At 66.7% G+C, this 18,318-nt stretch carries 24 protein-coding genes and 6 pseudogenes; 16 read left to right on the top strand and 14 right to left on the bottom strand.

What is annotated here, in order from left to right; translation table 11 throughout:
• The first annotated feature begins 239 nt into the window (after nucleotides 1-239).
• Both OG395_RS51775 and OG395_RS51780 read left to right on the top strand, forming a co-directional pair.
• Entirely contained in the window at nucleotides 240-683 is a 444-nt protein-coding gene (locus OG395_RS51775) for an ester cyclase (protein WP_327249084.1), read from the top strand.
• Nucleotides 684-732: 49 nt separating this feature from the next.
• A pseudogene (locus OG395_RS51780) lies at nucleotides 733-1,104 on the top strand (transposase); the annotation flags it as partial.
• On the opposite strand, the gene OG395_RS51785 reads toward OG395_RS51780, so the two are convergent.
• Nucleotides 1,090-1,689 carry a helix-turn-helix domain-containing protein gene (locus OG395_RS51785; protein ID WP_327249085.1) on the bottom strand — a complete coding sequence of 200 codons (600 nt, stop codon included), beginning with the start codon at nucleotides 1,687-1,689 and terminating at the stop codon, nucleotides 1,090-1,092. The pseudogene OG395_RS51780 and the gene OG395_RS51785 overlap by 15 nt on opposite strands.
• A gap of 143 nt (nucleotides 1,690-1,832) precedes the next feature.
• Here OG395_RS51785 and OG395_RS51790 point away from each other — a divergent pair, with 143 nt between their 5' ends.
• Nucleotides 1,833-2,825, top strand: a complete 993-nt coding sequence (locus OG395_RS51790; RefSeq protein ID WP_327249086.1) for an alpha/beta fold hydrolase — start codon at nucleotides 1,833-1,835, stop codon at nucleotides 2,823-2,825.
• A 295-nt stretch (nucleotides 2,826-3,120) separates the two neighbouring features.
• Here the strand turns inward: OG395_RS51790 and OG395_RS51800 are convergent.
• Nucleotides 3,121-3,276 (bottom strand): annotated as a pseudogene (locus tag OG395_RS51800) (transposase); the annotation flags it as partial.
• Between the two features lie 106 nt (nucleotides 3,277-3,382).
• Here OG395_RS51800 and nthB point away from each other — a divergent pair.
• From nthB to OG395_RS51815, 3 genes are read left to right on the top strand one after another with little or no spacing between them, the layout of a single operon-like run.
• Entirely contained in the window at nucleotides 3,383-4,054 is a 672-nt protein-coding gene (gene nthB, locus OG395_RS51805; RefSeq protein WP_327249087.1) for a nitrile hydratase subunit beta, read from the top strand.
• A complete protein-coding gene (gene nthA / locus OG395_RS51810; protein ID WP_327249088.1) occupies nucleotides 4,051-4,650 on the top strand; it encodes a nitrile hydratase subunit alpha in 600 nt (199 codons plus the stop codon). The genes nthB and nthA overlap by 4 nt, the downstream gene beginning before the upstream one ends.
• Nucleotides 4,647-5,033, top strand: a complete 387-nt coding sequence (locus tag OG395_RS51815) for a nitrile hydratase accessory protein (protein WP_327249089.1) — start codon at nucleotides 4,647-4,649, stop codon at nucleotides 5,031-5,033. The genes nthA and OG395_RS51815 overlap by 4 nt, the downstream gene beginning before the upstream one ends.
• On the opposite strand, the gene OG395_RS51820 is transcribed toward OG395_RS51815, so the two are convergent.
• Complete coding sequence (locus OG395_RS51820; RefSeq protein WP_327249090.1) at nucleotides 4,951-5,586, bottom strand: transposase; 636 nt, start codon at nucleotides 5,584-5,586, stop codon at nucleotides 4,951-4,953. The genes OG395_RS51815 and OG395_RS51820 overlap by 83 nt on opposite strands.
• Between OG395_RS51820 and OG395_RS51825 the strand changes: the two genes are divergently transcribed.
• Nucleotides 5,540-5,854 carry an aldo/keto reductase gene (locus OG395_RS51825; RefSeq protein WP_327249091.1) on the top strand — a complete coding sequence of 105 codons (315 nt, stop codon included), beginning with the start codon at nucleotides 5,540-5,542 and terminating at the stop codon, nucleotides 5,852-5,854. The genes OG395_RS51820 and OG395_RS51825 overlap by 47 nt on opposite strands.
• Nucleotides 5,855-6,265: 411 nt before the next feature.
• Here OG395_RS51825 and OG395_RS51830 read toward each other — a convergent pair whose 3' ends face one another.
• The 3 genes from OG395_RS51830 to OG395_RS51840 form a co-directional block, all read right to left on the bottom strand.
• Nucleotides 6,266-6,439, bottom strand: coding sequence for a transposase (locus OG395_RS51830; protein WP_327249092.1), 174 nt, complete (start codon nucleotides 6,437-6,439; stop codon nucleotides 6,266-6,268).
• A gap of 348 nt (nucleotides 6,440-6,787) precedes the next feature.
• Nucleotides 6,788-6,994, bottom strand: a complete 207-nt coding sequence (locus OG395_RS51835; protein WP_327249093.1) for a hypothetical protein — start codon at nucleotides 6,992-6,994, stop codon at nucleotides 6,788-6,790.
• Nucleotides 6,946-7,362 carry a M14 family zinc carboxypeptidase gene (locus tag OG395_RS51840; RefSeq protein WP_327249094.1) on the bottom strand — a complete coding sequence of 139 codons (417 nt, stop codon included), beginning with the start codon at nucleotides 7,360-7,362 and terminating at the stop codon, nucleotides 6,946-6,948. The genes OG395_RS51835 and OG395_RS51840 overlap by 49 nt, the downstream gene beginning before the upstream one ends.
• A gap of 281 nt (nucleotides 7,363-7,643) precedes the next feature.
• Here OG395_RS51840 and OG395_RS51845 point away from each other — a divergent pair, with 281 nt between their 5' ends.
• Nucleotides 7,644-8,696 carry a M14 family zinc carboxypeptidase gene (locus OG395_RS51845; RefSeq protein ID WP_327249095.1) on the top strand — a complete coding sequence of 351 codons (1,053 nt, stop codon included), beginning with the start codon at nucleotides 7,644-7,646 and terminating at the stop codon, nucleotides 8,694-8,696.
• A 79-nt stretch (nucleotides 8,697-8,775) separates the two neighbouring features.
• On the opposite strand, the pseudogene OG395_RS51850 reads toward OG395_RS51845, so the two are convergent.
• Nucleotides 8,776-9,282: pseudogene (locus OG395_RS51850) on the bottom strand (integrase); the annotation flags it as partial.
• Between the two features lie 236 nt (nucleotides 9,283-9,518).
• Entirely contained in the window at nucleotides 9,519-11,120 is a 1,602-nt protein-coding gene (locus OG395_RS51855; protein WP_327249096.1) for a peptide-N4-asparagine amidase, read from the bottom strand.
• Nucleotides 11,121-11,311: 191 nt separating this feature from the next.
• On the opposite strand from OG395_RS51855, the pseudogene OG395_RS51860 reads away from it, so the two are divergent.
• A pseudogene (locus OG395_RS51860) lies at nucleotides 11,312-11,467 on the top strand (alpha-ketoglutarate-dependent dioxygenase AlkB); the annotation flags it as partial.
• Nucleotides 11,468-11,795: 328 nt separating this feature from the next.
• Nucleotides 11,796-12,653 carry a S1 family peptidase gene (locus tag OG395_RS51865; RefSeq protein ID WP_327249728.1) on the top strand — a complete coding sequence of 286 codons (858 nt, stop codon included), beginning with the start codon at nucleotides 11,796-11,798 and terminating at the stop codon, nucleotides 12,651-12,653.
• A gap of 60 nt (nucleotides 12,654-12,713) precedes the next feature.
• Here OG395_RS51865 and OG395_RS58845 read toward each other — a convergent pair.
• Nucleotides 12,714-12,956, bottom strand: a pseudogene (locus OG395_RS58845) (Mu transposase domain-containing protein); the annotation flags it as partial.
• Here OG395_RS58845 and OG395_RS51870 point away from each other — a divergent pair.
• Nucleotides 12,895-13,242, top strand: a pseudogene (locus OG395_RS51870) (Scr1 family TA system antitoxin-like transcriptional regulator); the annotation flags it as partial. The pseudogenes OG395_RS58845 and OG395_RS51870 overlap by 62 nt on opposite strands.
• A gap of 27 nt (nucleotides 13,243-13,269) precedes the next feature.
• On the opposite strand, the gene OG395_RS51875 reads toward OG395_RS51870, so the two are convergent.
• From OG395_RS51875 to OG395_RS51895, 5 genes are all read right to left on the bottom strand, one after another.
• The gene (locus OG395_RS51875) at nucleotides 13,270-14,277 is read right to left on the bottom strand and encodes an IS3 family transposase (protein ID WP_327242340.1); all 1,008 of its coding nucleotides are present in this window, start codon (nucleotides 14,275-14,277) and stop codon (nucleotides 13,270-13,272) included.
• A gap of 20 nt (nucleotides 14,278-14,297) precedes the next feature.
• Complete coding sequence (locus OG395_RS51880; protein WP_327241097.1) at nucleotides 14,298-14,681, bottom strand: hypothetical protein; 384 nt, start codon at nucleotides 14,679-14,681, stop codon at nucleotides 14,298-14,300.
• Between the two features lie 364 nt (nucleotides 14,682-15,045).
• Nucleotides 15,046-15,261, bottom strand: coding sequence for a hypothetical protein (locus tag OG395_RS51885; protein WP_327249097.1), 216 nt, complete (start codon nucleotides 15,259-15,261; stop codon nucleotides 15,046-15,048).
• A gap of 24 nt (nucleotides 15,262-15,285) precedes the next feature.
• A complete protein-coding gene (locus OG395_RS51890) occupies nucleotides 15,286-15,837 on the bottom strand; it encodes a DUF4231 domain-containing protein (protein ID WP_327249098.1) in 552 nt (183 codons plus the stop codon).
• Between the two features lie 10 nt (nucleotides 15,838-15,847).
• Nucleotides 15,848-16,600, bottom strand: coding sequence for a glycerophosphodiester phosphodiesterase family protein (locus tag OG395_RS51895; RefSeq protein ID WP_327249099.1), 753 nt, complete (start codon nucleotides 16,598-16,600; stop codon nucleotides 15,848-15,850).
• Between the two features lie 205 nt (nucleotides 16,601-16,805).
• On the opposite strand from OG395_RS51895, the gene OG395_RS51900 reads away from it, so the two are divergent.
• The 5 genes from OG395_RS51900 to OG395_RS51920 all read left to right on the top strand — a co-directional run bounded on the left by OG395_RS51900 (nucleotide 16,806) and on the right by OG395_RS51920 (nucleotide 18,263).
• Nucleotides 16,806-16,961 (top strand): hypothetical protein, encoded by a 156-nt coding sequence (locus OG395_RS51900; protein ID WP_327249791.1) that lies wholly within the window; start codon nucleotides 16,806-16,808, stop codon nucleotides 16,959-16,961.
• Nucleotides 16,958-17,137, top strand: a complete 180-nt coding sequence (locus tag OG395_RS51905; protein ID WP_376346126.1) for a hypothetical protein — start codon at nucleotides 16,958-16,960, stop codon at nucleotides 17,135-17,137. The genes OG395_RS51900 and OG395_RS51905 overlap by 4 nt, the downstream gene beginning before the upstream one ends.
• A gap of 118 nt (nucleotides 17,138-17,255) precedes the next feature.
• Entirely contained in the window at nucleotides 17,256-17,582 is a 327-nt protein-coding gene (locus tag OG395_RS51910; RefSeq protein WP_327249100.1) for a PadR family transcriptional regulator, read from the top strand.
• The gene (locus tag OG395_RS51915; protein WP_327249101.1) at nucleotides 17,579-17,935 is read left to right on the top strand and encodes a DUF1048 domain-containing protein; all 357 of its coding nucleotides are present in this window, start codon (nucleotides 17,579-17,581) and stop codon (nucleotides 17,933-17,935) included. The genes OG395_RS51910 and OG395_RS51915 overlap by 4 nt, the downstream gene beginning before the upstream one ends.
• A gap of 1 nt (nucleotide 17,936) precedes the next feature.
• The gene (locus tag OG395_RS51920) at nucleotides 17,937-18,263 is read left to right on the top strand and encodes a DUF1048 domain-containing protein (protein ID WP_327249102.1); all 327 of its coding nucleotides are present in this window, start codon (nucleotides 17,937-17,939) and stop codon (nucleotides 18,261-18,263) included.
• Nucleotides 18,264-18,318 lie beyond the last annotated feature (55 nt).

Genomic DNA, 18,318 nt, shown 5'->3' on the forward strand with positions numbered 1-18,318 from the left:
TGTTCCGGGCGGTGGGAACCGCCCGGAACACTCACGACCGCACCGTGGTCGGTTACCGAAGTACGGGGCCCTCCATAACGCGAGGCAAGCGAGGCGCACGTCACATTCGTTCATGTCACATCGTGGCGAGCCGTTCCGTCATAGCTGTGTAACCACCGACAACAGCAGAGGGTCCCCCAGCCCACGATCTGAGCAGCGACAACCGCCTGAATGTTCAGGCCACCCCGAGGAGGAGCCGCATGCCAACAGCTCAGGAAACAAGCAGCAGCACGCTACTCAGTCGCTTGCATGACGCCGTGAACACCGGCGATGCAGAGATCATCTCGAAGACTATCGACGAGGTCGTCGCGCCGGACGTGCTGTTCCACGCGCCAGTACCGACTGGTGCGAGGGGGGCGCAGGCACTCAAGCAAGTATGGGCGGTGCTCCTTCGCGCGTTCCCCGACCTTCACGTTGCGATCGAGGATGTGATTGCCAAGGGGGACAAGGTCGTCTTCAGGAACACGGTTACCGGGACCCACCTGGGCGAGTACAGGGATCTCCCGCCAACCGGCAAGTCCGTCAGGTACAACGAGATCTTCATCTTCCGCTTCGCCGGCGGTCGAATCGCTGAGATCTGGGGGGTCGTCGACGTCTTCTCGCAGATGCGACAGCTGGGCGTGATTCCCGGAGGCTCTTCGTGATCACAGCAACGGAGAGACTGGTGAGGGCCATCGGAAGAGCAATGCTCACCTGTCCACGGGCGACTTCGTGCCCGCACTGGAGCAGTTCTTGGGCAGCTCCGCCGGGCTCTCCCCAGCGACCGTTGCCCGCTTGACCGCGCAGTGGCAGGCCGGCCACGCTGCCTTCCAGGACCGCGACCTGTCCGCCACGGACTTCGTCTACCTGTGGGTCGACGGCATCCGCCTGCGGATACGCCTGGACCAGGCCGGAGCCGCGGTCCTGGTCATGATCGGAGTCCGTGCGGACGGAACCAAGGAATTCGTCGCGATGGCCGATGGCCACCGCGAGTCGGCCGAGGCCTGGGGCGCGCTGCTGCGCGACTGCGCCCGACGCGGCCGCGCGCCCCGGCCTCTTATAGAGGTTGTCTCAGTTGGCCGTTGGTTGGACGCGGTGTCGTAGGCGTTCGCCCTGTGGCCCGAACATGATCAGGTATTCGACCGGTCCGCCGAGCCCGGCGTTGGCGACTCCGTGAGGGGTACGGGTGTCGAACTCGGCGACTTCCCCGGCAGTGAGGACGAGGTCGTGTTCGCCGAGCGCCAGCCACAGCCGTCCGGAGAGCACGCACAGCCATTCGTACCCTTCGTGCGACACCTGGCGTGGCCGTGGCGGCTGGTCGTCGGTTGCGGGCAGGACGTGCTTGTGGGCGTGCACGCCCCCGACGTAGTGGGTCAGAGGCAACACCGCCTTGTCGTCCACCGGACGCCGGGGCGGCGGACTGTGCGGTTTCTCCACCGTGGCGGGCGCGGTGCCGGCCAGCTCGTCCAGGGATACGCCGTAGGCCTTCGCCAGGTGTAGCAGCAGTTCCAGGTTCGGCTTGCGTCGACCGTTCTCGACCCGCGACAGCGTGCTGGGGGAGATGCCGATTGCGCGGCTCACGTCGGTGAGCGTGTCCCCGCGCCGTTCACGCGAGACCCGCAACCGCGGCCCCATGGCGGCCAGCACACCAGCGATGTCGTCATCCGTCATTTCGCCTTGTCCCTCTCTTGCCGGTCCACGCACACCGCCCCTGTCCTGCAAGTTTGCCAGAGTGACAACGCTAGTCGCGTCCCCGGGCGCCGCAACGCATGATCGATGTGTACCGCCGCCACCTGGGAACCCGAGGAGAAGCCATGTACCAGCCCGCACCGTCCGCAGACCTGCGCCACCGCACCATTGACGCCCCCGCCGGACGGCTGCACCTGGTCGAGCAGGGCACCGGGCCACTGGTCCTGCTCGTCCACGGCTTCCCCGAGTCCTGGTACTCCTGGCGCCACCAGCTCCCGGCGCTCGCGGCGGCGGGGTACCGGGCGGTCGCACTAGACGTGCGCGGCTACGGCCGTTCCTCCAAGCCGTCCGCACCGCAGGAGTACCGGATGCGCGCCTTCGTGGAGGACAACCTCGCCCTGGTGCACGCCCTGGGGGAGGAAACAGCGGTGATCATCGGGCACGACTGGGGCTCGAACATCGCGGCTACCTCCGCCCTGCTCCACCCCGAGGTCTTCCGCGCGGTGGGTCTGTTGAGCGTTCCCTACGCCCCGCCCGGCGGCCCCCGCCCCAGCGACGTCTTCGCGCAGTTGGGCGGAGACCAGGAGTTCTACGTCTCGTACTTTCAGGAGCCGGGCCGGGCCGAGGCCGAGATCGAGCCCGACGTCCGGGGCTGGCTCGCGGGCTTCTACGCGGCCCTGTCCGCCGACACCATGCCGGCGCAGGGGGAGACCGACCCACACTTCGTCAGCCGCGGCGGAACGCTGCGCGACCGGTTCCCCAAGGACCGGCTGCCCTCCTGGCTCACCGAAGCCGATCTCGACCACTACGCCGGGGAATTCGAGCGCACCGGCATGACCGGAGCCCTCAACCGCTACCGGAATATGGACCGCGACTGGGAGGACCTTTCCGACTTCAGCGGCTCCCCCCTCATGCAGCCGTCCCTGTTCATCGGCGGCGCCCTGGACGCCTCCACGACCTGGATGACCGATGCGATCAATGCCTACCCGGCCACGCTTCCCTCGCTGGTCTCCTCCCACATCCTGGACGGCTGCGGCCACTGGCTCCAGCAGGAACGCCCCGAGGAGGTCAACCAGCTACTGACCTCCTGGCTCGCGACGGTGTCCCCTCTGCGGTAGCAGATGAGGCCACTGGCTATGCCGACGAAGGCGAGGAAGTGTTCGGCCTCGCGCTCGTAGCAGCGCTGGAATCAGCGGCAGCCCACGAGCCAGGACGTTCAGGGTTTGCTCGACCACCCAGCGGTGCCGGCACCAGCCGGTCGGAGGCGTCGATGCCGCGGCGGGCGATGCGCGGCACGATCCGGCGCCATCCCTGATCTTGCGTGGGTATCCCCGGCTTCAGCTGGGGAGGGAAACGCATCCTGAGCGCGGAGGCGCGGAGCGCCGGACTTCTCTGCGTCTACATCGGTGACGGTCAGGTGGGCCGTTTCTGTCCTTCGATGTACTGGCGGATCACGGTGAGCGGTGCTCCGCCGCAGGAGCCGGCGAAGTAGGAGCGGGACCAGAACACGGATCCCATGCCGATCCGGTTGATGCGGCCGGTGTACTCGGCCCGCAGGTACCGGACAGAGCGGACAGCGGGTTCACATGCGGCCGATGCCGCGACGCCGAGAACGCCACCCGCCTACAATGCGAGCGAATATGTCCACTCTTGCAGGCATATAAGGGAACGTTTGATGGATGGTATTGCCGATATGGGGGGAACCCTGGGATGGGGCCCCGTTCATCCGCCGAGACGCGATGAACCTGTTTTCGAGGAGCCCTGGCAGGGCCGGGCATTCGCGCTTGCGATCCTCTCCAGCCGCGTGGCGTGCGGCGGCATCAACACGGACGCCTTCCGGCACGCGTTGGAGCGCCTGGACCGAGCCGCCTACCTGGACGACGGCTACTACGGACGCTGGCTCAACGCCGGGGAGCTGATGCTCACCGACAGCTCCATCCTGGCACCGGGCGCGATCGACGCCCGCGCCCGCAACCTGCGTGGTGAACACGTCGAGGAACCGTCGGTCCCGGAGCCCGCCCGGCCCGACTACGCACCGGCCGCCGAGGGTTCCCTGCGCACCGTGGACACCACCCCGGTCTTCGCCGTCGGCGAGCGTGTGCGCGCCAAAGACATCTCACCGCCCGGGCACACGCGGCTACCGGGCTACATGCGGGGCCGTACCGGCATCGTCGAGTTCATCCAGCCCGCTGCGGTGCTGCCGGACACCAACGCGCACTTCCTGGGCGAGAATCCGCAGCACGTCTACTCGGTACGGTTCGACTCGCGCGAGCTGTGGGGCGCCGACGCCGAACCCTTCGCGCTCACCGCAGAGCTGTATGAGAGCTACCTGGAGACAACCGCATGACCACCACCGGAGGACCGGGCGAGAGGCTTCCCCCGGCTCTGCGCACCGAGGCGCTCGAGCAACTGCTCGCTGAGCGCGGCCTGATCGACCCGAAGGTGATGAACGAAATTATCACCACCTACGAGATCGGCGTGGGACCGCTCAACGGAGCCAAGGTCGTCGCCAAGGCGTGGACCGACCCGGAGTACCGGCGGCGGCTGCTCGAAGACGGCACCGCCGCCATCAAGGAGCTGGGCTTCTCGGGACAGCAGGGCGAGCACATCGTCGTCGTGGAGAACACTGCGAGCACCCACAACGTGGTGGTCTGCACGCTGTGCTCGTGCTACCCGTGGCCGGTGCTCGGCCTGCCGCCGAGCTGGTACAAGGACCCCGCCTACCGCGCGCGGATCGTCAGGGAGCCGCGTACGGTGCTGGCCGAGATGGGACTCGAACTCTCCGACGACGTGCGGATCACCGTCCGCGACTCCACCAGCGAGGTGCGCTGGCTGGTGCTGCCCGAACGTCCGGCCGGCACCGCTCACCTGTCCGAGGAAGAACTCGTGTCGCTGGTGACGAGGGATGCGATGGTGGGCGTGGCGAAGGCCGAGGCCCCATGAACGCGCCGTTGGACATCGAGGGCCCGGCCGCACCGCCCCGCACCAACGGCGAGTTGGTGTTCGCCGAGCCGTGGGAGAGCCGTGCCTTCGGCATGGCCGTCAGTTTGTACGAGGCCGGCGCCTTCACCTGGCCGCAATTCCAGGCCGCGTTGATCGACCGGATCGCTGCCTGGGAGAGCGCGTCGACGAGGGAGGAGCCCTACAACCACTCGCGGGAGGAGCCGTACACCTACTATCTGCACTGGCTGGGTGCCCTGGAGGACGTGCTCGTCGACCTACGCGCCGTGTCCGCGGACGAGGTCACCGCACGTACGAAGGCCCTGGCGCAACGTCCCGAGGGCCATGACCACCGTCACGATGGCAACCACCCGCGCTCACACTGATCCGCGGCGTCCTTGTCCCGACAAGCGGACCGTGCCACGCCGCCACACATTCTCCCCGTGGGGACGTAGCGCGTCGTGCAGCCACGCACGCAGCACTCCGCACGCCGTCCGGTGTCTGAGCCCTGAGGACCGGTCGGCCGCGTTGACGGGTCTTGATCTCGTCGAAGACCAACTCGATTTCCCAGCGCCGGGAATAGAGGACGGTGAGTTCTTCGGTGGGGTACTTCTCGTGGTCGGTCAGACTGGTGATGAGCCGGACGATGTCGGCCTGCCCGTCGACGCGGTACTTGATCAATCGGACCAGTGCAGGCGGGGGTTTGACGGTCCCGGCCGGCTTGTGTGGGGGCGTTCTACGAGGCCCTGCGACATCGTCGGCACACTCGCGGAGATGCGCCAAAGCGGACTCATCCGCCACATCGGCCTGGTCCAACATCAGCGCTGACCAGCTCCGCACCGCCACGGCGATCACCGACATCGCAGCCGTCACAGTGCAGCACAACGTGACGATGCGACAGCACGCGGACGTGCAGCGCCTCACGTACGAGGCCGGCATCGTCTTCTCGCCCTGGCACCCGGGCGACCTCCCTCAGGACGGCGAGGGTGATCTGTTCCGCGCGGTGGTCACCCCGATCGCCGCCGCGCACCGTGTCACTCCGCGGCAGGTCGCCCTCGCGTGGCAGCTGCACCGCGGTCCACAGGTGCTGCCCATTCCCGGCACAACCAGTACCCGGCACCTGGAAGAGAACCTCGCCGCCGCTCGTATCCGCCTGAGTACGGCCGAGGTGGACGCCATCACAGCACTCGTCCCCGAACAACGCTGACCCAGCCGCCCATGGGTCTCAAGGCCGCCTCCTACGAGCTGGGGCGGCCGGTGGGGGAGATGGGCGGCCCGTGGCGCGGGCCGCAGCGGAGCCTCCCCCGCCGTAGGCGCCCTTCGTTCCGGCGTGGATCGCCCGGATCCGCGGGGTCAGCTCCCGCTCGCCCCCAGCTCCGCCTGCCGGGTCGACTCCGCAAGGCGCCACCGGCAGAACCCTGACCGGGAGATCCGCAGAATTCTGCACAGCCGCTGTATGCCGTACTCCAGACGGTGCTCGGAGATGAACCGCCGGCGGCCGGTCAACGACCCATCCCCTTCGCGAAATACTGGGCCGCCTTCCGAAGGATTTCCTTTTCCAGCTCCGGCTCACGGACCTGCTTACGCGGCTGCTTGAGTCTCTCCCGCTCGGACGGCGTCATGACAGCACCGCCCCAGCACCGGCCAGGACCTCGGCCCGGCGAAGCCACTGGCGCAGCGACTCGCTGTTGACCCCGAGTTCCTTGGCCACTACACCGACCGCCCGGCCACTGAACCGCACCAGCTCGACCGCGTCCCGCTTGAACTCCGCTGAATACCGGGCAACACCCACCAGAACACCTCTATCTCGAGTCCCGCGATCCGATCTTCGAGAGATGTCCACAAACGGGAGCAAATCTCACAACGTGCCTGCCCCGCACCCGCGCGACTTTGCCGACACCCTCGCACCGCTCGCGGGCCGATGCCCGCAGGCCGCCGAGGTCCCGGTGCGCAATGACATCCGCACTCCGCGCAGGCCAGGACCACGTCGCTGACCAGCACCTCAAGGGGCTGGACACGCAAGGTCGACGCCTGCCAGGGGGTGGTTCAGAGGAGATCTGAACCAATCCTGGGTGCGCTCTCTTGGAAGCCGGCCTCCTTGACCGAGGCGCGGGGCGGTCCCCTTCCCGGTCCGACGCGACTACTTGGCCAGCTTGCCGTCGGGCCGCACGGTGAACCAAGTGCCGTTCAGGCCCTGGCCGTTGGTTTCACCCGGCTTCTTGTCGCCGGTGTACCAGTAGAGCGGCCAGCAGTCGATGGTGAGCTGCTTCGTGCCGTCGGGGCGGGTGTACGGGGTGATCAGCTTCGGGTCGATGCCCTTGATGTTCTTCTTGTCGACGAGCCCCACTGCTTGAGCAGCTCCAGGGCCGCCTCGGTGCTGTGCATCTCATTGCCGTGGATCTGCGTCTGCACGTACACGACCTTGTCGCCCTCGCAGACGCGCGCGGTGTGGATGGCGCGGCCCTGGTTGGAGTACCCGGCCACCTCCACGTCGACGGTGCAGCCGGTGCTGGTCTCCAGCTGCTGGAGAGCGGTGGTCAGTTGCGTGTAGTCGACAAAGCCGTTGTTGCCGGATCCGGAGGCCTCGGTGCCGCAGTGGGACACCGGCGGGATCGCGCCGTTGGTGGGCTTGCCGGTGGCGTTGGCGGCGACGGTGGAGAGGCTGGTGATCAGGACGGTGCTCGCCAGTGTGGCGACCCATCTCCGAGCGGACATTCACTGCTTCTCAGGTGTCGTAAGGCACTTCCGAGGGGGGGGCGCACGCCACTCTAGGCGGCCGAGAGACATCTGTGAACGGGGCCTTGCTCCTGTCGCATACGAGCCTGGCGCGGCGGGCGGCTGTCCTGCCTGCAACGGCCATGCGCTTCGCGATATTTTCCCGCCAAATGCTCTCGTCTGCAGTAACGCCACTCAGACACACCGGCATTGACTGGTTTTCATCAAGATCATAGGCTCGCCCGCCGTCAGATGCTGCTCACGACACCAGGGAGAAACACATGCGTAGTTCCAGCCTCACCAGATCCGCCCGTGCTACTACCGCCGCCCTCACGGGCGCACTCCTGCTGACCGGTGCCCTGTTCACCGGCACCGCCGCTGCGGTCGGGGAAGGCCCCAACTACCAGGGCAAAGAGACGATCAACACCTCGATCCTGTCCACCTACGACGACGTGGTCCGCTTCCTGAAGGCCCAGGACGCCAAGCAGGACGCCATGGAGCTCGAGGTGATCGGGCAGACCGTCAAGGGCCGTGACATCCACCTGGTCAAGTACGTCAGCAACCCGGACAACCCGACGATCCTGTATCTGGCGCAGCAGCACGGCAATGAACAGCTGACCACCGAGGCCATGCTGCACACCATCAAGTCCCTCGGCTCGCCGTCCAAGGCCTCGATGCTCAAGGACGTGAACATCCTCTTCATCCCGATGTTCAACGCCGACGGCGCAATGGGTGACGTGAACTTCCCCCTCGACGGCTACCTCGCCAAGGGCGAACGCCACCTGACCCGCTACAACGCCAACGAGGTCGACCTCAACCGCGACCACGTGGCCAAGGAGCAGCCCGAGACGCAGGCCCTGCACGAGAATGTGTTGCGCGCCTATGACGTGGACTACGCGATCGACCTGCACCACCAGGGCACCCAGTCCCGCGTGAACGGGGATCTGGTGTCCGGTTCGATCCTGTACCCGACGACCCCGGACGTCTCGCCCGAACTGGTCGAGAAGTCCAAGCGGCTCGGCTCCGTGGTGTACCACAACGTCGACCGCACCGGCTGGGGCCACATCGGCCGGTACGACGGGGGATCGGCCAACACCATCGGCCGTAACGGCATGGCGGCCGAGTACGGCATCGCCACGTTGCTGTTCGAGATGCGCGGGATGAGCGACCACGAGTACGCACCGTATGTACTCGGCCAGAAGTCCAACGGCTACCTGATCCGGCAGTCGGTGCTCACCATGGAAGCCACTATCCAGGCAGTCGCCGACGGCTCGATCGACCAGGCGGACACCTCCTTCTGGGACACCCTTCCCCAGCAGTGCAACACCTGCTGACGACGGCACCACCGCGGTGAACCCTCCCGGGTCACCGCCCCTCGGGGCGGTGACCCGGGGGTTCCGCTGCCCGGCAGTGCAGGTGCCTGGCCTTGCTGCCCGTGTCCTCCCGGTCCATGGCGAGGTTGCGTCCGAGCTGCACCACCCACTTCGTGGTGGGGTGAGTGGTGGCGCCCAGGATCCGAATGCGTCGGGTGGCGTGTTCGATGACGGCGAATACGTACAGACGCGCCCTGGTCAGGGTGCGGGTCTCGAAGAGGTCGCAGGTGAGCAGCGCGTCGGCCTGGCTGCGCAGGAAGTCGGCCCAGGTCGTGTTCTGCCGTTCGGGCGCGTGGGATGTCGTGCTCGCGGATAATCTCCCAGACGGTGGAGTCGGCGACCTTGATGCCCGGAGCCGCGAGTTCGCCGTGGATTCGGCGACAGCCACACGAGGAATTCTCGGGAGCCAGGCGCAGGACCAGGGCGTGGCGGACAGTTGGTGCCGCAGGGCAAGGATCTCGATGTCTTTGTCCCGGTCGCTCATCGGCAGCAAGCGCAGGTGCGACAGGGTGTTGGTCGCGGCGAGGCAGGCGTGGCGCAGCGGCACGAGGTCATGATGCCGTCCGCGTCTGTGCACGTGAAGACATCGGAGTGGTCGGCAAGCGCGGTTTCCGAGGCCAGGCCGGACGATTTGTCGGCACCCGCAGCCTCGGGCTGATCCGAGGCGGCGGGTTGCAAGCTCTCATCCGGGGGATCGTATCGCGGTTTAAGCCAACTGGCATTCGAAATCACATGAGTTGGAGAGCGCGGAGCCCGGCATGCACAGCCGGGCCCCGCGTGGGCTCAGCAGCCCGTACGGTCCTCCGTCAGGGCGCCCTGCTCGGTCCGTAGTGTGCGGTCGTAGCAGCCCTCCGACCCGTCCAGCCGGTAGCGCTCGTTCGACGTGCCGACGGCATGGCGCTGGTCACGGGGGACCCCCAGCGTCCAGGTGGCGTCGCCGGTGTACGTATCGTCGAGCCGCGACCAGGAGATGCGCTTACCGGCGCGTACGACCGAGGTGTCCGCCCGGTCACCGAGTGTGAGGGCGGTGCGCAGCCGGTTGTCCGTGCCGATCGTGGTCTCGCCGTCCATGGTGTAGACGCGATGGGTGTGCGCGACCCGCGCCGGGCCGCGGCCGTCCACGGTCACCGTCTCGTCGTCGTCCCAGCGTGACGTGAGCCTGTCGGTGTTCTCGTCGTCCGTCCAGTGGTGGGCTGAGGTATTGGCGAGGGTGCGCGAGACGGTGGTCTCGACGCGCCCGTGCGAGGTGTTCACATAGCCGGCGACGGTGAGCCGGTGGCCACCCTTGGTGTCGAGCCGGTTCAGTGAACCGGGCGTGATCGTCGTCGAGTTCGAAGGATCACTCTGATCGTTTTTCGTGAGCGCCCCGGTGACGTGCTCGCTGCCCTCGTCCTGCCAGACGAGGACGTTCGTGGGTGTGCTCCAGCCGCTCTGCCCCTCGGGCAGGCCCGCGACCGACACCTCGACGCGGTGCTCGCGCCCGTCGTTGAGGTTGCCGGCGAACGGCGTCAGGTCGTACTCGATCGGCTTCACGTCGAAGGCACGCGGCGCCGGTACGACGTACCACAGGAAGGGGTTGGACCAGCCGCCGGTCCACACGTTCGGGAACGGCGCCGCGATTCCCGCGAGTTGGCCGTCGATCTTGAGCTGCACCTCGCGGTACGGACCCTTGTCCGCTTTGCACGAGTAGGGCGCGGCGTCCGGCACGGTCAAGTACCAGTACTCCTCACAGCCGCCGCCGGATCCGGTGGCGTACACCTCGGCGACGATGCGCTCGGAGTTACGCGGCGTGGTCAGCGTGGCGCCCTCCAGCGGGAGCACCTTGTCGGGCGTCTCGGCGGCCTTCGTACTTCCCTTCGCGGCATAGAAGGTCAGCGTGACCTTGACGTCGATGACGCCGGTGTACGTCTCGTCGACGACATTACCGATGAGCATTTCGACGGGCTGCTCGCGGCGCAGTGTGTCGCTGTAGTGGGTGACGTCCTTCTCCACCGACCAGGTGATCCCGTCGACGGAGGGCTCGGGCGTGGACGTACGGAACACTTCGACGCCGCCCATACGGAGGTAGCCGAGCCGGTCATACTGACGGCCCTTCACCTTTCCGTCGAGGCGCAGCACCACCTTGCTCCAGCGGTCTCCGCACTCCATGGGCGGGGCGTAACTTCCCCTGTACGGCTTGAAATCACGGAACTGCGCCTCGGCAATGGTGACTTCGCAGGATCGGGTGTCGGGCTTCTCGATGGCCGGCGCCGCGGTCAGCGGGTCGTGCCAGTCGGTGCCGAACTCCACAGGAACCGGCTCGGCCGCGGCCGCCGGGCTCGCGCCGAACGCCGATCCGGCGGCCAGCACCAGTCCGGCGAGCATGGACGTGATCTGTCGTTTCATGAGTCAGGAGTGAAGCGCGGGACGAGCAAGTGCGCCAGGGGTGAATGTTCGATCTTGTCGTGATCTGTGTGCTCGTGCGGGAAAATCGATTGTTGCGAACTCCGGCGAAACGCGAACCTTGCACGGTTTCCTCACTCGCCACCCCTCAGCGTTCCATGGGACGTCAAGCAGACTCGCGACCTGCTGCTGCGCCGCGTCGGGGCGGCGGGCCGACCGTGCGCAGAGCCCTCGGGCATGACGACCTCATCGTGATGGGCGTCTCCTGCCAGCGCACCTGGGACCACGCGATCCCCAAGTCGGCGCGGGCGTCCGGGCCCAGGATCAGCCTCCAGTTCCGGCCGGACGGGGAAGCGCTGAGCCGACACCCGGCCCCCTGCCCGCCGCTCCGGCGCCCCCGCCGGAGCCGATGTGACCTGGGGGAACACCAAGTCGCGGAGCCCGACCGCGAGTTCGGATCTGCATGTGCACCGGGCCCGGCCCGTGCCCGCGTCCGCCGCGCCCACGGACCGCGGGGGGAAACGGACTTGATCCCACCCCTTGTCCCGCCGTCCGTCGGCACCGAAGAATGCACACGGCAACCATCGGCTACAGACGTCACACCCGGCGTCGGCAAGGGGGCTCCACCCAATGTCACCCGCAGCACCGATGACACGCACGACACGTCGCTCACCGAGGATCGGCAAGGCGCTCACCGGCGCGGCGTTCGCGCTCGCCCTGGTCGGCGCGGGCGCGGCACCCGCCTTCGCCGGGACCGCGGGCGGGGACGCCGGCACCCGCGCGAGACCGAACGACGCGCCCGTCACGTTCGCGGGCACCGTCGCGCTCAGCAACTGTTCCGGATCCGTCGTGCGCACCCCGCAGTCACAGCCCGACGACCCCGCCCTCGTGCTCTCCAACGGGCACTGCATCGAGGGCGGCTTCCCGAAGGCCGGCCAGGTCATCGTGGACCGGCCGTCCACCCGCACGTTCAAGCTCCTCGACGAGGACGCCGGGGTGCTCGGCACGCTCCAGGCCGACCAGATCTCGTACGCGACAATGACCGACACCGACATTTCGCTGTACCGGACGACCACCACCTACGCCGAGATCGAGAGCAAGTACCACGTACGGCCGCTGCTGCTCGACCCGCGCCACCCGCGCAAGAACACCGAGATCACCGTGACGTCGGGGTACTGGAAGAAGCAGTACAAGTGCTCCGTCGACGGGTTCGTGGACCAGCTCAAGGAGTACTGGTGGACCTGGAAGGACTCGGTGCGTTACACGCCCGAGTGCCAGACCATCGGCGGCACCTCCGGCTCCCCGGTGATCGACGACCACACCGGACGCGTGATCGCCGTCAACAACACCCATAACGAGGACGGCGAGCAGTGCACGCTCAACAACCCCTGCGAGGTCGACCGCAAGGGGCTCATCACCGTCCGCCACGGCACGCGCTACGCGCAGGAGACCTACGGGATCGTGCCGTGCGTCGTCGACGGCAGCAAGCTCGACCTGGGCCGCAAGGGATGTGAACTCCCCGAGCCCCAGGCCTAGTCCACAGAGGGCGTACGCCGTACGGACCGGCCGCGAGCACGTCCGTGCGGCGGCGTCCTCAATCCGCACGATCCGCCCGATCGCGGCCTGGTCGACGGAGTAGTCACAGGTGTCCAGGCGGATGTAGTGGTCCCGGCCGATCCGCACCGAGGTCTGCCACAGGCGCGGCGGCGCGGTCGGCGGCAGTGGCACCATCGCGGCCCGGTCGGCCTCCCACCGCTCGGCCGGACGGGCCTGAAGGGTGAGTATCCAGGACGACGGAGCGGAGGCGGCGGTGGCCCGGGTCGAACACTCCCAGGTCATTCGGAAGCCGGGGCACCGGTGTTTGCCTCTCGTCGAGGAGTCGGTGCTGTATTTCCAGCTCGGCACCGCCGAGTCGGCGTCCACCCAGCTCGGGCACCTGCTGTCCGTCGGGGCGCTACTCGCGGTGTCGCTGGGAATCATCCCGATGGCGACGCGGGAGCGGGCGCTCTGGCCGCAAGAGACCTTCCACGTCTACGACGACACCCTCGTCTCCGTGGAGCTTCTGTCCGCGCAGGTGAACATCACGCAGCCGAGCGAAATCGGGCTCTGCCTCAAGGCGGTGGATTTCAAGTCCAGTGAGACATTTGTGTGGCTATGAGATCTGTGGTGTGGTTTCCCTGCGCTTGGCGGGGTCGTTGATCCACGCTTGCTGGGGTATCTCGGGCGGTGTGGGGCGGCGACCGAAGCGTTCGGGGTGGCGGGCGAACGCTTCGGCGAGCGTGACGGCTCTCTGGTCGCGGACCTCCTCGGCGGTGCCGAAGTGGACGCTGGCGGGCGTGTGCCATCCAATGCCCGAGTGCCGGTGCTCGTGGTTGTAGTACGCGATGAACGCGTCGAACCAATCACGGGCGTGGGCCAGGGAATCGAACCGCTCGGGGTAGTCGGACATGTACTTGGTGGTCTTGAAATGGGCCTCGCTGTAGGGGTTGTCATTGGAGACTTTCGGCCGGGAATGGCTGCGGGTGACGCCGAGGTCGATCAGCAGCTGAGAGACCTTCTTGGAGGTCATTGAGGTGCCCCGGTCGGCGTGGACGGTCTCGGGCACGATGCCGTTGCGCTCGATGGTGTCCCGGATCAACTCCTCGGCACGCTCTGCTGATTCGGCGCGTTCGACGGTGTGGCCGACGATGTAGCGGCTGAAGATGTCGATGACGACGTAGGCGTGGTACCAGGTGCCCTTGGCCGGTCCGGCGAGCTTGGTGATGTCCCAGGTGAAGACCTGGGATGGGGCGGTGGCGACCAGTTCGGGCACGGTCTTGGCCGGGTGGGTGGCCTGACGGCGACGCTCGCCGGACTGGCCCTTGTCACGCAGGATCCGGTACATCGTGGAGACCGAGCAGTGATAGCGGCCCGCGTCCAGCTCACGGGCCCAGATCTGCGCGGGCGGCAGCTCCACGTACTCGGCGCTGTTCATCAACTCCAGTACTGCCGAACGCTCTTGATCCGTCAGCGCCGAGGGCTGGGCCTGGACGTGGGAGCGGGGCGTGCGGTCGGTCGGGGGCTTGAGCCTGCGGTAGTGGGTGGCCCGGGAGCGGCCTGTCAGCCGGCACGCGGCCGTGATGCCCAGCTGGCCCTGAACGCCGGTGAACGCGGTGTCCACCACGGGGTCGGTGGCGTGTTTCAGTCCGCGCTCTCGGAGATCATTTCCAAGAGCGCGGAGGCTTTTCCCATCACCTCGAGTGCGGCCTTGTTCCGGGCCAGGTCCTTCTGCAGCCGCTCCACCTGCTGTCGCAGCTTCTCGTTCTCCACCTCCGCGGCGGACTTCTTCGTGCGGGCGGGGCTGGTCCGGCGGTCGACCAGGTTTTCCAGGGCCCCGGCATCCCGGGCGGCCCGCCACTCCTTGACATGCGAGTGGTAGAGGCGTTCCCGGCGCAGGACCGCGCCCTTCTCGTTCCTGGGCGCGGCGTCGTACTCGGCGACGATCCGCAGTTTGTACTCCGAGGTGAAGGTACGGCGCTTCGGCCTCGGTGCCGGGTCGGACCCGACGGGCTCAGTGCTGGGCATAAGGGGCGGTTCTCCTGTCGTGCCCTCTCAGGCTAACCCCGCAGAACGGGACGTCTCACCCGAGGCTGACAGAGAGGGAGGCGTTCGAGCACCTACGAAGCATGGCTGTGTATGGCGCGGATGGGCGCGCCCCGATCGTGAAGGCGATCGACCCATTGGGCTGATCGTGGCTGCGGATGGGTCTCCGTTGTGAGGGCGTCAACCTGTTCCTGGCCGACGGCGAGGCAGCCTTCCACAAGTTCGAAACCAGCTGATTGACGGGGTTTCCGACTGAGTGCGCGCATCATCTCGCAAGATCCGATGTCGACGGGCCGCATGTACCGAAGCCTCCGTGCATGCGGCCCATCGACGTCTGCCCAGAGGTTCACTGGCTGAGGCGGGTGGGTGGTCCCCACACGAATTTGAGGTCGTCCAGCAGGAAGTCGTCTTCCTCCGCCTTCTGCCACTGGTCACGCATGAGGAACGGGGCGCTCTCCAGGCGTTCGCAGGTGATCAGGCTCTCGGGCTGACCGACCAGCATGTCGCGACCGTGTGCGGCGGGCGCGCCGTCGGGACGGCACGCCCGCACCAGCTGCTCCACGCGCCCGCGATGCCGTGTCCGTTCTCACGCCCGGTGCAGGGCATCCGGCAGCCTAGGATTCTGTCCGCCCGTGACAGGTTGAGGCGTCGGCAGCTCGTTGAAGAACGACTCGGCTTCATCGCGACGGATACCCATGATCATGTCGATCAGTGCGTGTGTATCGGTCTCTCTGTGCTCGGCGGAAGACGGCTCACCCGCTGTCCCGAGGCGGGCGATCTTCCACTTGAGGTACGCATGGCTGATCGCTATCTCCGTATTACGCAGCAGAATCCACGACTGGTCGAAGCGGTAGAAGGAGCGCAGAGCTGTGACTGCAGAGATGGCCACACCCACAAGTGACAGGACCAGTTCCTTATGGGCGAATTGAGAGGTGGCGAGCAGCGGAAGCAGAGCACCGGTGATGATCACAATGATGCCGCTGAACCGATGACCTCGTCTGTGCCAGCGTGCGCGGGCATCGTAAAAGTGCCGCAACTGTTGGACATACCGCTCCACTGCCGCATCCAACTCATCATCGGCAACATCTAGGAAATCGTGCAGGGACGGAGCGCGTAACCTTTGCGCAGGTTTCCCCACGGGGCCTCCCTCATATCGTTGACCCCCGGTGGGCCACCGGTAGATACCCGTCGAAGTAGAAGTTATCCGCCACGCGTGTGGCGCGGGCTTCAGTCTCTGCTGAGGTGATGGTCCAGGCAAGAAGTGGGACGCCTCGCCGCTGCCAAAGTGTGGCGTAGGGGGACGGCAGCATCTCGAACTCGTATGCGATGAAGTCCGGGGATGTCACAAGATTGGTGACCATTGTTCGACCGATCAATGCGGCCGCCCAGCTTGCGGAGCGCAATGCCCCGGAGACCTGCCCAACAGGTCTGTCCTTGATCAGACGCCGTAGCCGGTATACGGCTAGAGGGTCGAAGGATTGCAGAGCGACAGGGCCGCGGTAGTCTTGAATTCTTGCAGCTACTGCTCTTTCCAGTCGTGGGCTCAACTCTGAACTCCAGCGCCGAACATCGATGACGACAGGGATCCGGCCGTCGATGACCTCCAGGGCCTGTTCGAGAGTGGGCACGGGTTCACCGGAGTCACCAAGTCGCAACCGCCCCAAGTCCACACGACCTATCTGGGAGACGTGCAGTGGGGACCCTGTCATCCGCTCCAGCGTGGCATCATGCAAAACGACGAGTGTGCCGTCATGGGCCAACTGGACATCGAGTTCGATCGGGATGTCCCGCTCGGCTGCGCGACGGAATGCCGCCAGGGAGTTCTCGGGGATGCTGAGCGAGGTGTCGAATAGGCCACGGTGCGCGATCGGCGCGGAAACAAGCCAGTTGAAGTCCCGCACAGGGCCCTCCTACGGTAGGCACCACCTTCCTGGGTATCCCCTCAGGGAGTCCGGGGAACCTGATTCCCACTTCGTGCGTGCGGCCCCTGGCTTCGTTCACGTCTGACGGCAGCGTTTGTCGATGAGTTCCAGCAGCAGTACGCGATCTTCGACGGGCCGGCACCTGCCCCAGCTGCCACCGCGACATACCCATCCCCATGCGCAGTTGGTCACCACCGCCGCGCGGCGAGCCGAGCAGATCGAGCCCGACCACGACGCCTCTTGTTTGCTGCACGAGGCCGCCGCCCTGATCACCGACAACGTCGGGATGCGCCTGACCTGGGCTGCCCGCGCCCTCGAACCGCAAGGAGATCCCGAATGACCGCGCTGCTCGATCTGGATCTCGGCAAGAACGCCCTGGTGGTACTCATCGGGCCTTCCGGGGCCGGGGAGTCGACGCTCGCCCGCACCTGGCCCGCGTCCCGGGTGCTCGCCCTCGACGCTCTGCGCGGCGCGGTGAGCGACGACTTCTCTGTCAAGTTGAGCGTGTTGCGGTAGGGAAAGCCCCAAGCCTGCAGAGGGCAAGACTGCCGGGCTGACATTCCCCACTACTCGGTGGTACCGTATAGTGGTACTCGGTACTACGCAGTACCGCTAGGGTCGAGGAGGACTCGCGATGGACGACCTGACGGAGATGCTGAAGGGCACGCTCGAAGGGTGCGTGCTCGAAATCATCGGCAGCGAGGAAACCTACGGCTACGCCATCACTCGTCAGCTGAACGAGCTCGGCTTCGCCGACGTCGTCGAGGGGACGGTGTACACCATCTTGCTGCGACTGGAGAGGAACAAACTCGTCCAGGTGACGAAACGGCCATCCGGGGTCGGTCCGCCGCGCAAGTTCTACGCGCTCAACGACGCCGGACGCGAGGAACTCGCGAAGTTCTGGACGAAGTGGCAGTACGTCTCATCACGCGTCGACAGGCTCAAGGAGGGCGGGAGATGAACTTCTGGGAGACCATCACGGGCAGCGATCTCACCAGGGATTGGAAGGCGTTCGAAGCTCGGGCCGAGGCCCTGCCGGACGACTACCGGGCGGCGTGGGAACAGATCAAGGGCCACCTCTTTCCCCATGGGGACTTCACCGGCCGCAACCTGATGCCGATCCTCGACGCCGCCCTGGGGCTGCTCGAAGAAACAGCGGCGGACGGGCAGAGCGTCCACGAGGTCCTCGGCGACGACATCCGGGGCTTTTGCGCGGCGCTGGCCGGTGGAGAGGGGGCCCGAACCTATCGCGACCGCTGGCGCGAGCAGTTGAACAGGAACGTCGCAAGGAAATTGAGCCGGCTGGGAGGCTGACGTGGGCATCCAGGACATCATCGAGGGCAAGAAGCAGTGGCGGGCGCACATGGCTCGGGTCAAGGCGCTCCCGCCGGACTACCAGATCGTCTACAAGGAGATGCAGAAGTACCTGTTCAAGGTCGGACCGATCGACCTGCCTGACGGGCCTCTGCTCTCCGAGATCGTTGACTTCTTCGAGGGAGGCGTCGCCGCGGGCAAGGGGGTATTGGAACTCATCGGCAACGACGTCGCCGCGTTCTGCGACGACCTGGTCAAGGACTCACGCACCTATGCGGACGTCTACCAGGAGTCCATCAGCAGGGAACCCGGTACGGCCGAGAAGTAGCCCTCACCTCATGCCAGTGGGCGTAGTGGCCCGCACGCGCGGTTCGTTCGCCTCG

The sequence above is a fragment of the Streptomyces sp. NBC_01320 genome (assembly GCF_035974375.1).
In the GTDB taxonomy this organism is placed as follows: Bacteria; Actinomycetota; Actinomycetes; order Streptomycetales; family Streptomycetaceae; genus Streptomyces; species Streptomyces yanii.

What these genes read in the sequence shown, in the direction of transcription:
- OG395_RS51775 (WP_327249084.1), top strand. Translation starts at nt 240, where the DNA reads ATGCCAACAGCTCAGGAAACAAGCAGCAGCACGCTACTCAGTCGCTTG.
- OG395_RS51785 (WP_327249085.1), bottom strand. Translation starts at nt 1,689, where the DNA reads ATGACGGATGACGACATCGCTGGTGTGCTGGCCGCCATGGGGCCGCGG.
- OG395_RS51790 (WP_327249086.1), top strand. Translation starts at nt 1,833, where the DNA reads ATGTACCAGCCCGCACCGTCCGCAGACCTGCGCCACCGCACCATTGAC.
- nthB (WP_327249087.1), top strand. Translation starts at nt 3,383, where the DNA reads ATGGATGGTATTGCCGATATGGGGGGAACCCTGGGATGGGGCCCCGTT.
- nthA (WP_327249088.1), top strand. Translation starts at nt 4,051, where the DNA reads ATGACCACCACCGGAGGACCGGGCGAGAGGCTTCCCCCGGCTCTGCGC.
- OG395_RS51815 (WP_327249089.1), top strand. Translation starts at nt 4,647, where the DNA reads ATGAACGCGCCGTTGGACATCGAGGGCCCGGCCGCACCGCCCCGCACC.
- OG395_RS51825 (WP_327249091.1), top strand. Translation starts at nt 5,540, where the DNA reads ATGCGACAGCACGCGGACGTGCAGCGCCTCACGTACGAGGCCGGCATC.
- OG395_RS51820 (WP_327249090.1), bottom strand. Translation starts at nt 5,586, where the DNA reads ATGCCGGCCTCGTACGTGAGGCGCTGCACGTCCGCGTGCTGTCGCATC.
- OG395_RS51840 (WP_327249094.1), bottom strand. Translation starts at nt 7,362, where the DNA reads ATGTCCGCTCGGAGATGGGTCGCCACACTGGCGAGCACCGTCCTGATC.
- OG395_RS51845 (WP_327249095.1), top strand. Translation starts at nt 7,644, where the DNA reads ATGCGTAGTTCCAGCCTCACCAGATCCGCCCGTGCTACTACCGCCGCC.
- OG395_RS51855 (WP_327249096.1), bottom strand. Translation starts at nt 11,120, where the DNA reads ATGAAACGACAGATCACGTCCATGCTCGCCGGACTGGTGCTGGCCGCC.
- OG395_RS51880 (WP_327241097.1), bottom strand. Translation starts at nt 14,681, where the DNA reads ATGCCCAGCACTGAGCCCGTCGGGTCCGACCCGGCACCGAGGCCGAAG.
- OG395_RS51905 (WP_376346126.1), top strand. Translation starts at nt 16,958, where the DNA reads ATGACCGCGCTGCTCGATCTGGATCTCGGCAAGAACGCCCTGGTGGTA.
- OG395_RS51910 (WP_327249100.1), top strand. Translation starts at nt 17,256, where the DNA reads ATGGACGACCTGACGGAGATGCTGAAGGGCACGCTCGAAGGGTGCGTG.
- OG395_RS51915 (WP_327249101.1), top strand. Translation starts at nt 17,579, where the DNA reads ATGAACTTCTGGGAGACCATCACGGGCAGCGATCTCACCAGGGATTGG.